This is a genomic window from Pseudomonas sp. (assembly GCF_002796985.1).
Classification (GTDB): Bacteria; Pseudomonadota; Gammaproteobacteria; order Pseudomonadales; family Pseudomonadaceae; genus Pseudomonas.
Genome location: NZ_PEKX01000013.1, coordinates 36,981 through 50,675, shown reverse-complemented (window position 1 = coordinate 50,675; position 13,695 = coordinate 36,981). Strand labels below are relative to the sequence as shown.

General features: G+C 66.9%; 13 protein-coding genes. 4 read left to right on the top strand and 9 right to left on the bottom strand.

Annotated features, from left to right (window positions below; all coding sequences use genetic code 11):
- Positions 1-158: 158 nt before the first annotated feature.
- The 5 genes from CTR55_RS19230 to CTR55_RS19210 all read right to left on the bottom strand — a co-directional run bounded on the left by CTR55_RS19230 (position 159) and on the right by CTR55_RS19210 (position 5,181).
- The gene (locus CTR55_RS19230; protein ID WP_296288466.1) at positions 159-371 is read right to left on the bottom strand and encodes a hypothetical protein; all 213 of its coding nucleotides are present in this window, start codon (positions 369-371) and stop codon (positions 159-161) included.
- Positions 372-386: 15 nt separating this feature from the next.
- Positions 387-2,423 carry a pyridoxamine 5'-phosphate oxidase family protein gene (locus CTR55_RS19225; protein WP_296288465.1) on the bottom strand — a complete coding sequence of 679 codons (2,037 nt, stop codon included), beginning with the start codon at positions 2,421-2,423 and terminating at the stop codon, positions 387-389.
- Positions 2,424-2,478: 55 nt separating this feature from the next.
- Positions 2,479-3,102, bottom strand: a complete 624-nt coding sequence (locus tag CTR55_RS19220; RefSeq protein ID WP_296288463.1) for a glutathione S-transferase — start codon at positions 3,100-3,102, stop codon at positions 2,479-2,481.
- A 268-nt stretch (positions 3,103-3,370) separates the two neighbouring features.
- Positions 3,371-4,273, bottom strand: a complete 903-nt coding sequence (locus tag CTR55_RS19215; protein ID WP_296288462.1) for a LysR family transcriptional regulator — start codon at positions 4,271-4,273, stop codon at positions 3,371-3,373.
- Complete coding sequence (locus CTR55_RS19210) at positions 4,270-5,181, bottom strand: LysR family transcriptional regulator (RefSeq protein ID WP_296288461.1); 912 nt, start codon at positions 5,179-5,181, stop codon at positions 4,270-4,272. Before CTR55_RS19210 ends, CTR55_RS19215 begins: the two co-directional genes overlap by 4 nt.
- Before the next feature lie 191 nt (positions 5,182-5,372).
- On the opposite strand from CTR55_RS19210, the gene CTR55_RS19205 reads away from it, so the two are divergent.
- Positions 5,373-6,257: a DMT family transporter gene (locus CTR55_RS19205; RefSeq protein ID WP_296288459.1), complete on the top strand. Its 885-nt coding sequence runs from the start codon at positions 5,373-5,375 to the stop codon at positions 6,255-6,257.
- Positions 6,258-6,349: 92 nt separating this feature from the next.
- Complete coding sequence (locus CTR55_RS19200) at positions 6,350-7,294, top strand: Dyp-type peroxidase (RefSeq protein ID WP_296288457.1); 945 nt, start codon at positions 6,350-6,352, stop codon at positions 7,292-7,294.
- A 57-nt stretch (positions 7,295-7,351) separates the two neighbouring features.
- On the opposite strand, the gene CTR55_RS19195 is transcribed toward CTR55_RS19200, so the two are convergent.
- Both CTR55_RS19195 and CTR55_RS19190 read right to left on the bottom strand, forming a co-directional pair.
- Positions 7,352-8,041 (bottom strand): GNAT family N-acetyltransferase, encoded by a 690-nt coding sequence (locus CTR55_RS19195; protein WP_296288455.1) that lies wholly within the window; start codon positions 8,039-8,041, stop codon positions 7,352-7,354.
- Between the two features lie 123 nt (positions 8,042-8,164).
- Positions 8,165-9,139, bottom strand: coding sequence for a DMT family transporter (locus CTR55_RS19190; RefSeq protein ID WP_296288453.1), 975 nt, complete (start codon positions 9,137-9,139; stop codon positions 8,165-8,167).
- 105 nt (positions 9,140-9,244) lie between these two features.
- On the opposite strand from CTR55_RS19190, the gene CTR55_RS19185 reads away from it, so the two are divergent.
- The gene (locus CTR55_RS19185; protein WP_296288451.1) at positions 9,245-10,144 is read left to right on the top strand and encodes a LysR substrate-binding domain-containing protein; all 900 of its coding nucleotides are present in this window, start codon (positions 9,245-9,247) and stop codon (positions 10,142-10,144) included.
- Positions 10,145-10,252: 108 nt separating this feature from the next.
- Here CTR55_RS19185 and CTR55_RS19180 read toward each other — a convergent pair whose 3' ends face one another.
- Entirely contained in the window at positions 10,253-11,221 is a 969-nt protein-coding gene (locus CTR55_RS19180) for a helix-turn-helix domain-containing protein (protein WP_296288450.1), read from the bottom strand.
- Positions 11,222-11,312: 91 nt separating this feature from the next.
- Between CTR55_RS19180 and CTR55_RS19175 the strand changes: the two genes are divergently transcribed.
- Positions 11,313-12,125: an MBL fold metallo-hydrolase gene (locus CTR55_RS19175; protein WP_296288448.1), complete on the top strand. Its 813-nt coding sequence runs from the start codon at positions 11,313-11,315 to the stop codon at positions 12,123-12,125.
- 66 nt (positions 12,126-12,191) lie between these two features.
- Here the strand turns inward: CTR55_RS19175 and CTR55_RS19170 are convergent, their stop codons facing one another.
- Positions 12,192-13,652 carry a serine hydrolase gene (locus tag CTR55_RS19170; protein WP_296288446.1) on the bottom strand — a complete coding sequence of 487 codons (1,461 nt, stop codon included), beginning with the start codon at positions 13,650-13,652 and terminating at the stop codon, positions 12,192-12,194.
- Positions 13,653-13,695 lie beyond the last annotated feature (43 nt).

Sequence of the window (13,695 nt, the reverse complement as noted above, 5' to 3'; positions counted from 1 at the left end):
TGATAGGAAACCGTTACCCATGTCCCCCGACAACCGTTACCTATGTCTCCCGGCAGAACACCTGCGATACCCATGCTGTATCGCAGGCACGGATCGATGGGTATCGCTGCGCTCCACCCATCCTACGCTGGCGTTCCCTTGTGCTTCGGTGTGGTTGTTTAGGTGCGCCTGAACCAGCGCATCAGCGCCGCGCTAATCGCCACGGTGCGCGAGCGCGACGGGCAGCCCGGCGTCGAGATCAACTGCGGCAGCAGGAAGCCCACTTCCGCCTCGTTCGGCCCGCAGAATCCCGGCGTGGCCGCTTCGACGACTTCCTCGTCCCAACGCGGGAAGCGTTCGCTCCCGCTCTCGAATGCAGTCAGTGCGTTCATGATCGATTCGCCTCCCTAGAGGTCCAGCACCAGCGGTTGCACGCCGCTGTCGTCCTGCGCCGGGATGGCGCAGCAGATCAGTACGCTGCCGGCTTCGGGCAGTTCCGCCGGCGGGTTGGGGTAATGCACCTGGCCGCTGACGACCTTCGTTTTGCAGGTGCCGCAGGAGCCGCCGCGGCAGCTGAAGTCGGGCGCAAGACCTCGGGCCTCGGCCAGTTCCAGCAGGCTGCCGCTCTCGGGCTTCCAGCGGGCCTCCTTGGCCGAGCCGGCGAAGTAAACCGGCACCGGTTCGGTGGCCGCAGGCGGCTGCACCAGCGTCGGTGTCTGGCCGTCACCCCGGCGCTTGAGCGTCGAGGGGCCGAAGGTTTCGGCGTGGATGCGCGTGTCGGCGATGTTCAACCCGCGCAGGCCGTCGTAGATCGCCTGGGTGAACTCGCCGGGGCCGCAGACGTAGAAGTCGTAATCGTCCAGCGGCAGCCGCGCCTTGATCGCCTCGATATCCAGACGGCCGACCTGTTCGAAGTCGCAGCCCAGTTCTGCGCTTTCCTCGGGGCGGCTGAGCGCGCGGTGGACCTGCAGTTGCGGCGCGCGCTGGCGCAACTCGGCGATCTCGCGCTGGAACGGTAACTGGCCCAGCGTCCGCGCGGACTGGAACAGATGCACGCGCCGCGCCGTGTCCGTCGACAGTTCGCGCAGCATCGATAGCAGCGGGGTAATGCCCACGCCCGCGCCGATCAACACCACCGGGCGCGCGCTGTCGGCCTTCAGGGTGAAGCTGCCCATGGGCGCGCGGACCTGCAGGTGATCGCCCACAGCAATCTGTTCATGCAGGTGCCGGGATGCCGGGCCCTGGGCCTTCACGCTGATGCGCAGTTCTCCGTCCGACGGCGCGCTGGAAAGGCTGTAGGTGCGGATCAGCGCCTGTTCGCCGGCCGTCAGGCGCACCGGCAAGTGCTGGCCCGGAGTGAAGCTCACGGCGGTGCCGGCTGGCGGTTGCAGGTAGAACGAGCGGATGTCCTCACTTTCCGGCTCGACGCGCAGTACCTGCCAGTCCTGCCACTGCTGGCGTTGCTCGCGCTCGTGCAGCTTGGCGTCGGCCTCGGCCCAGGTGCCGGTCATCAGGCTGGTGGGCGAGTACTCGCGGAAGTTCCAGCGCAGCGCCAGGGCGTTGCGGCGCAGCACCACCTGCTGTACGTCCAGGGTCCACAGGCGTTCGGCGCCTTCGAAGGCGGCCAGCAGCGGGCTGTCGAAGAGGATGTCGGTGCGGCCGTGGACCTGCAGCAGGTCGCCGCTCTCGAAGTCGACGAAGAGCAGCCCGGCCTGCGGGTTGGCCTGCAGGTTGCCGAGGGTGTTGAAGTGCAGGTTGCCGGCGTAGTCGGGGATGGTCAGGCGGTTGCCGGTGACCCGGACGAAGCCGGGGCGGCCGCCGCGATGGGAGACGTCCACCGAGCGGTCGCCGTCCTCGTGCTGCACGTAGCTGGCGACGAAGAAGGTATCGGCATTGCGGATGATCGTCGCCAGCTCCCCGTTCAGCGCGCCGAAGTCCTCGCGCGGGGCGCGCTGGCTGTAACGCTGCTCGTCGCGGCTCCACTCGCGCTTCTGGATGTACTGCGGGCAGTTGCCGAAGGACTGCTCGACGGCCACCGTCAGCAGGCCGCCGTCCACTTCGCGGAGGACGCCGTTCATGCGGTTGCGCCGGCGGGTGTGCAGCTCGATGCCCAGCAGGCCGATCGGCCGGCCGGCTTGCAGGCCGCTGGCGGCGGGGTCCTGGCTGTCGGGCACGCTGTCGAGCAGCAGGCTTTGCGGGTCGGGCGAGGTAACGAAGCCTTCCGCGCCTTCTAGCAGGGTCGCCCAGGGCCGGCCCTGGTCATCCACGGCGCCGGCGATGATGAAGGGCAGCTGGTGGTAGAACTCGCGGTGCTGGTCGGGCATGTAGTCGCGGATGACTTTCTGGCCGTGGACTTCCATGCGCTCGGCGACGCCGACGCGCTCCTGGATCGCCTTCTCGCCGGCATGCCAGGGGGAGGTACGGTGTTTGGGCAACTGGAACATGGCGGGCACCTCGCGACGAAATGGCTCCCGGGTCACCCCGGCAGCGACGGTTGTATCAGGCTTGCAGGCCGATGGCGGTGCGCTGCATCGGCACGAAGTGCGGCAGGGCCTCCACGCGGGCCAGCCAGGCGCGCAGGTTCGGGTAGTCCTGCAGGGAGACGTTGCCCTCCGGCGCATGGGAAATGTAGGAGTAGTTGGACACGTCGGCGATGGTCGCTTCGCTGCCGGCCAGGAAGGGTGTCTTGGCCAGTTCGCGTTCCATCACTTGGAACAGGGTGTGGGCGCGGGTGACGACTTCTCCGGGGTTGAAGGCGGCGCCGAACACGGTGATCAGCCGCGCGGCGGCGGGGCCGTAGGCAACCTGCCCTGCGGCCACCGACAGCCAGCGCTGCACGCGGGCGGCGCCCTGCGGGTCTTCCGGCAGCCAGCGGCCGTTGCCGTACTGCTTCGCCAGGTAGACCAGGATGGCGTTGGAGTCGCTGACGATGACGCCTTCGTCATCGATCACCGGCACCTGGCCAAAGGGGTTCAGCGCGAGGAAGTCCGGGTGCTTGTGTGCGCCCTTGGCGAGGTCCACCGAGATCAGTTCGGTGGGTAGTTGCAGCAGCGAGAGCATCAGCTCGACGCGATGGGCGTGGCCGGACAGCGGGTGGCGGTAGAGCCTGATGGTGTGCGACATGGCGGTGACTCCGTTGGCTTGATTGGGTGGGCAGCGCGAGTCGGTCCGTGACGGGTTGCTCGTGCTGATGGGTGAATGCTGCGCCCGCTGGCCGGCGCGCAGAATCACCAGGGCGGGCAATCCAGCGTTTCAGAATGCGGAAGAATCGGTCGGCGGCTGCGGATAGACCGCAACGGCGATGTTCGCGAGCAAGCTCGCTCCTACAAGGAAACCCCGGAGCTGGACTGTAGGAGCGAGCTTGCTCGCGAACCGCCCAGAACGCCGCGAGTTACCCGCGCAACGCCGGATGCGCGCGCAAGCGTGGCACCACGAAATCGAGGAAGGTACGCACCCGCGCCGCCGCGCGGCGGCCTTCGCGGTAGATCAGTTGCACCGGCAGCCCTGGCGCCGCGTAGTCCTGCAACACGACCTGCAGACGCCCACTGCTCATCTCGGCATGCGCCTCGTGGCTCATGCAGCGGGTCAGCCCGAGTCCCAGGCTGGCGGCGCGGATGGCCGCCTGGGTGGTGCTGCACATCAGACGCGGCGACAGGCGCACCGAACGCAGCGCGCCTTGGTGGCGGAAGCGCCATTCGCTGATCGCCCCCTGACTGCCGGAGACGATGATGCTATGCGCCTTGAGGTCTTCCGGCGCCTGCGGCACGCCCTGGCGCGCGAGGTAGTCGGGGGATGCGCAGATTACTGGCCGCACCGTGCCCACCGGCAGGGCGAAGCCGGAGGAGTCGGGCAGGGCGCCTATCACCAGGGCCACATCGATGCCGTCCTCCAGCAGACGCGGCAGATCCTCGCGGTGGCGGCTGACCAGGCGCACGTCGGGAAAGGCCGCCAGGTAATCCAGGGCGATGGGCGCGAAGAGGCGGTCGGCCATCAGTAGCGGCAGCGTCAGGTTCAGCTGCCCGGCCGGGTGCGCCTGCAAGCCGCCGAGCGAGCCTTCCGCCTCATCGATGCCCTGGAGAATCTGCCGGCAACTGGCGGCGAAGGCTGCGCCGCTGGCGCTCAATTCGATGCCGCGCGGGCCGCGCAGCAGCAGCTCGCAGTGCAGGCGGGCCTCCAGCGCGGCTACCAGACGCATCACCGTCGCGGTGGACAGCTCCAGCCGCCGTGCGCCCGCGGCAAGGCTGCCGGAGCGCGCCACGGCGTCGAACGCCTGCATTTCCCGGTAGCGGCTCACGGCTGCGAGGCTTGCAGAGCCGGGTCGGCGCGCAGGCGTTCCGCGCAATGCGTGACGAAGCTGCGTACCTTCGCCGGCAGCCGCGCGCTGTCCTGGTAGAGCAGGTGGATCGGCAGCGGCGCCGTGGCGAACTCCTCGAGGACGATCTCCAGCTCGCCACGCGCCACGGCCTCGGCGGCCTGGTACGACAGCACGCGGGTATAGCCCCAACCCAGCCGCGCCGCGTGGATCGCCGCGTTGTTCGAGCTGACCACAAAGCGCGACGGCGGGCGCAGGGTCAGCGGTCCGTCCGCGGTGACGAATTGCCAGTCGGTGAGCAGCACGCTGGTAGCGGCCATCACCACCGGTGCGTCGAGCAGGTCGTTGGGCTGTTGCGGGCGGCCGTGGCGGTCGAGGAAGGCGGGGGAGGCGCAGACCACCGGGCGGATTTCACCGACCTTCAGCGCGGTCAGGCTGCCCTCGGGCAATTGGCCGATGCGCACGGCGACGTCGATGCCCTCGTCGAGCAGGTTCACCACGCGGTCGACCAGCAGCGCATTGACCGTCACCTCGGCGTGGGCCTCCAGGTAGCTGGCGATCAGCGGGATCAGGTACAGCTCGCCGAACAGCACGGGGGCGGTCACCGTCAGGTTGCCGCGCGGCCGCAGGGCGCTGCCGGAGGCCAGCTCCTCGGCTTCTTCCAGCTCCTGCAGGATGCGCCGGCAGTCCTCGACGTAGCGCTGCCCGGCTTCGGTCAGGCGCACGCTGCGCGTACTGCGGGCCAGCAGCAGGGTGCCCAGGCGCTGCTCCAGCGCGGCGATGGCGCGGGTCACGCTGGGCGGCGACAGGCCCAGCTGCTTCGCACCCGCGGCAAAGCTGCCGGCTTCGGCCACGGCCAGCAGCACTGTCATTTCCTGAAACCTGTCCATGGATCACCGTAGTCGCCTTGAGCGGGTCGCCAGACTGTAGAGGGAAGCCGCGCCGGATTGAAGTGCCGGCGACTCGCGGGCGACATCGGCGTGCTTGCCAGCGCCGCGTGGGTTGACCGCCCCCCGATCGCTCCGGCACAAGCGCTGGAGGCGCCCGTCGCGAGGCTGCCATCGTCCAAGAGCCTTTCTTCATGACCAGCAAGACCACGGCCGCCGACTTGGCCGCTGCCAGCAACCCGCGCCTGGGCATCGCCCTGTGCCTGCTGTCGATGTTCATCTTTGCCTGCCAGGATGGCCTCACCAAGGTGCTGGTGCGCCACCTGCCGGTGAGCGAGCTGGTGATGGTGCGCTACTGGGTGTTCGTGCTGTTCGCGCTCATGGTCTGCCGCTCCCAGGGTGGCCTGCGCGCGGCCAGCCGCAGCGCCAATCCCTGGTTACAGGTAGTCCGCGCGCTGTTGGGCGTGGGTGAGATCGCCCTTTTCGGCATTGCCCTGCGCTACCTCGGGCTGGCCGAGACCCACGCGCTCTATGCGGTTTTCCCGCTGATGGCGCTGGGTTTGGCGCGGGTGTTCCTCGGCGAGCGACTGGTGGCTCGGCAATGGCTGGCGGCGGCGGTGGGTTTCGGCGGCACGCTGCTGATCCTGCGTCCCGGCGTGGGTGTGTTCGAGCCCGCGGCGCTGATCCCGCTGGCGGCGGCGCTGATCTTCGCCTTCTTCAACATCCTCTCGCGGCGCATCAGCCAGACCGATTCCTTCGCCACCACCACGCTGTACATGGCACTGGTCGGCGCCGTGGCGGTCACCTGCGTCGGCCTCCCGGCGTGGGTCACGCCGACGCCCCACGAGGCGGCGCTGCTGGCGATCCTCTCGGTCACCGGGGTGCTCGCCCAGTTGCTGCTGATCCAGGCGCTGAAGTACGCCCAGGCCTCGACGCTGCAGCCGTTCAACTACTCGCTGCTGGCTTTCGCCACGCTGATCGGCCTCATCGCCTTCGGCGAGTCGCCGACCGCCTGGACGATCTCTGGTGCGCTGCTGATCCTGCTGGCGGGGTTGTATTCGATCAAGCCGAGGGCTTAGCGCAAGGGCTGTTGCAAGCCGAATTGTCAAAGTCGGCGGATGCCTGCTTTGATAATCTGATCCTCCCATTTCGATGATGGCGCAGACCAATGATGCTCAACGAATCCCCCGAACCGCAGGCAGTCGACAGCCCGATCACCCGCAGCGCGATCTTCCTGGTCGCCACCCTGACGCCGGGCAAGGACTGGGGCCCGGTGCGCGCGCTCTGCGAGGACGCTGCCGCGCTGGTGCGTTCGGTCGGCAAGCGTGTGCCGACCGGCAACCTGTCCTGTGTCGTGGGTTTCGGCGCGGCGGCCTGGGATGCGCTGTTCGGCGCTCCGCGTCCGGCTTCCCTGCATGCCTTCCGTGAAATCGGCACGGGCGAGCGGGTTGCCGTTTCCACCCCCGGCGACTTGCTGCTGCACATCCGCGCTGAGCAGATGGACCTCTGTTTCGAGCTGGCCGCGCAACTGGTGGCGCGCCTGGGTGATGCGGTCACGGTGGTGGATGAAGTCCAGGGTTTCCGCTATTTCGACATGCGCAGCATCATTGGCTTCGTCGACGGCACCGAGAACCCGGCAGGCCGTGAAGTGCCGCACTTCACCCTGATTGGCGACGAGGATGCGGACTTCGCCGGCGGCAGCTACGTGCTGGTGCAGAAGTACCTGCATGACATGACCGGCTGGAATCAGCTGTCCACTGAAGCCCAGGAACGCATCATCGGCCGCACCAAGCTGGCCGATATCGAGCTGGGCGACGAGGTCAAGCCGAGCTGTTCGCACAGTTCGCTGACCACCCTGGAGAAGGACGGCCAGGAGGTGAAGATCCTCCGTGACAACATGCCGTTCGGCCGGCCCGGGGCAGGGGAGTTCGGCACCTATTTCATCGGCTATGCGCGCTCCCCGGCACCGATCGAGGAGATGCTGGAGAACATGTTCGTCGGCCGCCCGGCGGGCAATTACGATCGCCTGCTGGATTACAGCAAGGCGGTGACGGGCAGCCTGTTCTTCGTGCCTTCCGCCGAGCTTCTGGAAGCGTTGGCCGACAAGTCGCCCTGAGGGCGCCACCTTCGTGCGCTTCCAGTAGAGGCGGGCGTTGGCCGTCGTTTCCCTTGCTCAGTGAATCGTCGGGAAGCGCTCGCTCACCAGTGTCCGGGCCTGGTAGGCCATCTGGTCGAGCAGGCGGTCACGCTTCTTTTCCGCCTCGCTCATGGCCTTCCTGCCGTTCTGCTGCACCAGGTAGGTATGGATCTGCCGCACTTCCTTGGTTTGGTAGATCGGCGCCAGGTCCTGCACCGCCACCATGCCGTTGGAACGGTGGTCGCGGGTGTTCAGCAGCACGTGTGGGCCTTGCGCGGCGAGCACCTGGAACCCCAGTGATTCGAAGGTCGGCACCTTGCTGGCGGCGCACGCCAGTTCGGCGTGGGGCCGGTGACGAATCATCTCCTGCAGCAGGGCGCGGGCGATTCCGTGTCGACGGTGGCTGGCCTGGACGGCCAGGTAGGCCAGCGTGCAGGCCTCGGCATCGTCCGGGCTCGGCAGGTACAGGGCGAAACCCAGCACCTGGGAAGGGTCTTCGTCATCCAGGGCGAGGATCAGCCGCGCCGTGCTGTCCTGGGCGCTGTCCATGGCCTGCAGGTACAGGTGCACCTCGTAGCCGATCACGTACTGGTACAGCTGGAACAGTGGGTTGCTGGGCGTCAGCGGCACCGGGCTGACGTCGCTGAAATAGTCCACCACCATTTGCAGGACCTGGCTTTTCAGCGATTCGGGCGGCGGGGTGTCGAGATTTACCAGGGTGAACATCTGCAGCGGGCTCCGGGCGTGCCCGATCCGGGGGATCGGTGCGGGCGCCATTGTAACGCCCACGGGCTCCGAGCGTTCTGCGCCCCCGAAGAGGCGCTGGAAACGGTCGAAAGCAGCGGGCAATCAGCTCGAGGTCCGGCCATCCTCGGGCTGCTGTTTCGGCGCGCTCCGGGGCTTCGCAGCCTTGCCACCGGACAGCCGCGACACGCCGAAGAGCACCAGCGCCAGGCCGGCCAACTGGTAGATCGAGATCGCCTCGTTGAGCAGTGCCCACGAGGCGAAAACGGTCAGCACCGGCCCCAGGTTGCCGAAGGCGGCGGCGTGGGTGGCGCCCATGCGCTGGATGGCCAGCGCCATCCAGTAGATCGGCAGCACGGTGGAGATCAGCGCCATCAGCGAACCGTGCAGCCACACTGCGCCAGGCAACGTCGCCAGTTGCTGCACGTCGCCGCTCACGGCGTAGTGGACCAGCACCATGACCGATGAAGCGCCACCGGCCAGCCCGGCCAGGCGCATCGAGCCGACACGGCGCACCACGGCCGCCGTGCCCATGTAATACAGGGCGTAGGTGACGGCGCTGGCGAACACCCAGAGGGCGCCCAGCAGGATCTGCCCATTGCCGCCTTCCACCTTGATGTCGTGCACCAGGGCGATGCCCAGGCCCAGGTAGCACAGGCCCATCGCGGCCAGCGTGCGGGAGTCCGGTCGTTCACGGGTCACGCCCATCTGCAGGAGCAGCACCAGGGTGGGGTAGGTGAACAGGATCAAGCGCTCAAGGCCTGCGCTGATGTACTGCAGGCCGTAGAAGTCGAACAGGCTGGACAGGTAGTAGCCGAACAGCCCGAGCAACAGGATGCGCACCCCGTCGGCCAGCGAAAGGCGCGGCTGGTCCGGGCTCCTGCTCAGCCAGATCAGCCAGAGGAACAGCGGCAGCGCCAGCCCCATGCGAATGGCCAGCACTGTCAGCGCATCCACCGGCGCGGCGGCGTAGGAGAGCTTCACGAACACCGCCTTGAGGCTGAAACCGGTGGCGGACAACACGGCAAACAGCACGCCGTTGTGCAGGCTGCGCTGGTAGAGGGAGGTCAGGCTATTCATGGCGGTGCGGCTGCAAGGCAGGGAAAAGGCTTTATTCTAGAGATAAGGCTGTTTCGCTAGAATCGCTACTTCGCGAACAACACTTTCGTTTTTGGAGAACGCGACATGCATTTCGACCTTGCCGACCTGCGCCTCATCGCCGCCATCGCCAGCACTGGCAGCCTGAGCAAGGCGGCAGCCTCGGTGCCGGTGGCGGTCTCGGCTGCGAGCAATCGCCTGCGCCTGTTCGAGGAGCGCTGCGGGCTTTCGCTGTTCTCGCGGCGCAGCGACGGCATGACACTCACCCCGGCCGGACGGCTGGTACTGGAAGCCAGCCAGCGTGTGCTCAAAGAGGCGCGGCAGCTCAAGGACACCCTGCAGGAGCTGAACGGCGAGCGCCGCATCACCTTGCGCCTGGCGGCTTCCACCGTGGCCAACAGCACCTTCCTGCCCACCGCGCTGGGGCCGTTCCTGGCGGACTATCCGGAAGTCGACCTGCAACTGATCGAGCAGAACAGCAAGGACGTGCTGCGCGCCGTGCAGAATGGCGAGATCGACATCGGTGTGTACGACGGCAACCTGCCCACCGCGGGCCTGCTATCGCTGCCGTTTCGCCACGACAAGCTGGTGCTGCTGGTGCCGCAGGAGCACCCGTTGGCCAGCCAGCACCTGCCCAGCCTGCGCGATGCGCTGGGCTTCGCTTTCGTCTGCCTGCCCGCCGAGCGTGCGATGCAACGCTTCGTCGAGGCGATGGCGGTGCGCAATGCGCTGCCCCTGAAGGTGCGCGTGCGCGCACCGAGTTTCGACGCCATCGCCCAGTTGGTCGCCCAGCGGGTAGGGGTGGCCATGCTGCCCGAGGCCGCGGCAACGCGGCTCGCGCAGGAGCTGCCGGTGGTGGTGGTCGCGCTGGAGGACGCCTGGGCGACCCGCGAATTGCGCATCTGCGTGCCGAGCTGGGACGCCCTGACTTCCCACGCGCGGCAGTTGGTGACTTACCTGATGAATGAGGGCGCGACCGCTCGTTAGTGAGCGGCGCGGCGGCCGGCGAGCGCGAGGGCGGTAACGGGGAATGGCGGCGCATGCTCCGGCAAGGCGCCTGTTCTTTTGCGACACGCCCGCCGGAGCACCGCAGCGTCAGTAGCGGGAAAATCGCTCGCGGTACTCGGCGGGCGTCAACTGGGTCAGTTCCTTGAACATCCTGCGCAGGTTGGATTCGCTGCTGAAGCCCAGTTCGTGGCTGATCGACTTGATCGGCGCCGCGGTGAAGGTCAAGCGCTCGCCAACCTGGCCCAGCTTGATGCGTCTGGCGTAGGCGGCCACGGAGGTGCTGGTTTCGGAGCCGACTCTGCGCGCCAGGGTGCGCTCCGACAGGCCCAGTTCGCCAGCGAGCTTCTGGAGGGTGATCTGCTCGGCGGGCAACCGCTGGACCAGGGTGTGCAGACGCCGAAGCAAGTCACTGGGCTGCTCGATCAGGCTGATGGCCTGGAAGGCGTCATGCGCCTGGATCGGCCGAGGCAGCACCATCAGGCGGATCAGGTCGTGGAACTCCGTCTGGTTCAGGTTTCGTTCGAGCAGTGCCTGGGCAATCGGCAGGTAGCCATTGACGCCGCTGGCTGTCGCACTGTGCGCGGTGAAGATGCAGTGCCGCTCGGTTTGCCAGCGGATATCGGGGAAGCGCGTACGCAAGGTGTCGGCCAGCCACCAGGTCACCGTCGCGTCGTTGCCCGCCAGACGCCCGGCCGCAGCGACCAGGCTGACGCCGGTGCAATAGCTCCACAGGCTGCACTGCTTGTTCAGTCGCGCCAGTGCTCTGAGCAATGGCGCGTTGGCTTCGAGAGTGGCGGCCACCTGTTCAGCGGACTCGGCCCAGAATCCTGGAATCAGCAGGGCATCGATTTTCGCTTCGGCAAGCCCGAGGCTCGCGTTCAGCAGCATGCCGTGGGCGCATTCGACGGGACCACGCGCCAGGGCAACGTAGTGCGTTGCAAAGAGTGCCCGTCCGGTGCGCCGGTTGGCGGCGTGCAGCATATCGCCGAAGGCCAGCAGCCCGGCGGGCATGCAGCCAGGGAACAGCAGGAGGCCAACGCTCAGTGGTTTGGTCATGGCTTGAATTGAATCAAATGTGTCAAAGACTGCCATTATGGACGCATCTGCGCACAGGCACCATGAGGCTCTCACTGAACAGGGGCTCATGATGAAGATTCAGCAGATCCGCAACGCAACACTCATCCTCGAACTGGGTGCGCATCGCGTGCTAGTCGATCCGATGCTGGCCGGTAAAGGCACGCTGCCCTCACTGCGGCTGTTCGCCGGGCGGCAGCGCAACCCCACCGTCGAGTTGCCGGTGGTGGCCGAGTCCGCGCTGGCGTCAGTGACTCACTGCCTCATCACGCACTGCCAGAAAGGCCACTTCGACCACCTGGACCGGGCGGCAGAGCGCTGGTTGCGGGCACGCAACATACCGGTCATCTGTACCCCGTACGACGCCCCGTACCTGGCCCGTCGCAAGCTGAATGTGCAGCCTCTGGCCGAAGGGCACGAGGCGCCAGTGGCGTTCCTGAATGGCACGATCCGCACCGTGCCTTGCCAGCATGGCCGAGGCTGGGTGGGCAGCTTGATGGAGCACGGCAGCGGGTATCTGATCGAGCTGCCTGGGGAGCCCAGCCTGTACCTGGCAGGCGATACGGTGTTGACGCCGGCCATTCGCGATTTCGTCCGCCGCTGCCGTCCGCAGGTCAGCGTCGTGCCGGCCGGCGGGGCCAGCTTCGACCTGGGTGGGGACATCATCATGGGGCGCGACGAGGTACTGGAATTCACGGCGCTCAGCGAAGGCGTGGTGATTGCCAACCACCTGGAGGCCATCAACCACTGCCCGGTAACCCGCGATGAGTTACGCCAGGCGGCCAGTGCAAGGGGGATGCAGGAGCGTCTGCTGATTCCGGCGGACGGGCAGGCCCTGGAGTTTCACGCGGAGGATGTCAGGCATCTGCAATCCCGCTGGGGGTGAAAGGGCAGGGGGCGCACTCAACAGACGTTCTGTTCGAACAACCGTTGCCGGCCCCCTGTGCGCGCGTCAATGCAAGGCGCTGATCACGGCATTCAGGAAGGTCGACTCTTCACCGTAGGGGTTGCTGGCGATATAGCCCGATTCCGAGGCGTCGCAACAGGTCGGATCGGGCTTGTCCCAGACCGACCATTGGACGACGACCAGGTTCTCTTTCTGGTTGATCGCAATCATCTGGCCGAACACCCCGATCGCCGCGAACGTCCAGTCGGACACCGAACCCGGCAGCCCCTGAATGGCGGGGCGCCCCTGGATCGGCACCGCCCCGGCCGGGTTGGTGGTGTTTTGCAGCGGGGCGCCAATCTTGGCAAACAGCGGCGCTGGCTGGTGGACGCCATCCTCGTAGGCGGGGCTGAACCACCACATGTAGCCGTACTGGCCGTTATCCGTCACGCCAGGTTCGGCCGAGGCCAGAGTCCAGGTCGTGGCGTCCCGCACCCAGTTGTCCGGCAGCACGGCCGAGCCATTGGGCAGGCGTCCGTTGTTGAGGAAGAACAGCCCGAAGCGGCCGTAATCGCGCAGCGTCGCATTGAACCCGCCGCCACCGAAGGACACGCCGTTTGAGGTCCAGTAGTTGCCATCGGCCTCCATGCCGAAGGGTTGCCAGATCTTCTGTTCAAGGTATTTGGCCAGGCTTTTCCCGGTGGCCCGTTGCACCACCAGGCCGCTCAGGTAGGCCTCCCCGGTGCTGTAGTTGAAGACCTCACCCGGTGCGACAGGCTTGCCCGTTGCCGGGTCCACGCTGCGTTTCAACTGCTGCATGAGCTTGAGCATGCAGCCCGCGGTGTCGGCCTCGTCACGCTGGCAACCCAGCTGCGCCACGATGTCGGATTCCGGGTCCAGGTAGTTTTCGTCCCAACTCACGCCGGAGCTCATGCGCAGCATGTCGCGCAGGGAGACGCCTTCGTAGGCGGACCCCTTGAGCTCGGGGATGTACTGCTCGACGGTGTCGTCCAGGCTCTTGATTTGGCCATCCTTGATGGCGACGCCCATCAGCGTGGAGGCGACCGACTTGCCGACCGACTTGCTGTCCCAGACCGTGGCGGCGTTGACGCCCATTGCGTACTTCTCGAGGACGACGGCACCGTCCTTGATCACCAGCAGGCCGGTGGCCTTGCTGTGGGCCATGTAGTCGTCGACCGTGTTGTCACGCTTGGCGGTGCCATCGGCGCTGCTGCCGTATTGATAGGTGACTGCCTGCGCCCGAGCCTTCAGGGCCGCGCTTGCGGCGGGCAGGGCGAGCACATCGGTGCCGCGCCGGAAGGCCTCGGTGCCGTACAGGTTGGCGCTATGGCTGAACCCGGCGACCTTTTCCTCGGTCGTCCAGGAGAAAAGGTTCTTCGGGTCCGGCAGCGGCTGTTCGAGTGCCGCCGGAGTGGCTCCTTCGGTGCTGGCATAGGCACTGAGCGCACCGATTGCCGAAACTGACGCAACGAACAGCGTCGTGATGCCACGGGTTCTCACGTTCATAGCTTTCCTGTTTCCTTCACGGTTCTTGTTGTTGTCCGCTCAA

Coding starts and splice junctions, on each gene's coding strand:
- CTR55_RS19230 (WP_296288466.1), bottom strand. CDS start 371: ATGAACGCACTGACTGCATTCGAGAGCGGGAGCGAACGCTTCCCGCGT.
- CTR55_RS19225 (WP_296288465.1), bottom strand. CDS start 2,423: ATGTTCCAGTTGCCCAAACACCGTACCTCCCCCTGGCATGCCGGCGAG.
- CTR55_RS19220 (WP_296288463.1), bottom strand. CDS start 3,102: ATGTCGCACACCATCAGGCTCTACCGCCACCCGCTGTCCGGCCACGCC.
- CTR55_RS19210 (WP_296288461.1), bottom strand. CDS start 5,181: ATGGACAGGTTTCAGGAAATGACAGTGCTGCTGGCCGTGGCCGAAGCC.
- CTR55_RS19205 (WP_296288459.1), top strand. CDS start 5,373: ATGACCAGCAAGACCACGGCCGCCGACTTGGCCGCTGCCAGCAACCCG.
- CTR55_RS19200 (WP_296288457.1), top strand. CDS start 6,350: ATGCTCAACGAATCCCCCGAACCGCAGGCAGTCGACAGCCCGATCACC.
- CTR55_RS19195 (WP_296288455.1), bottom strand. CDS start 8,041: ATGTTCACCCTGGTAAATCTCGACACCCCGCCGCCCGAATCGCTGAAA.
- CTR55_RS19190 (WP_296288453.1), bottom strand. CDS start 9,139: ATGAATAGCCTGACCTCCCTCTACCAGCGCAGCCTGCACAACGGCGTG.
- CTR55_RS19185 (WP_296288451.1), top strand. CDS start 9,245: ATGCATTTCGACCTTGCCGACCTGCGCCTCATCGCCGCCATCGCCAGC.
- CTR55_RS19180 (WP_296288450.1), bottom strand. CDS start 11,221: ATGACCAAACCACTGAGCGTTGGCCTCCTGCTGTTCCCTGGCTGCATG.
- CTR55_RS19175 (WP_296288448.1), top strand. CDS start 11,313: ATGAAGATTCAGCAGATCCGCAACGCAACACTCATCCTCGAACTGGGT.
- CTR55_RS19170 (WP_296288446.1), bottom strand. CDS start 13,652: ATGAACGTGAGAACCCGTGGCATCACGACGCTGTTCGTTGCGTCAGTT.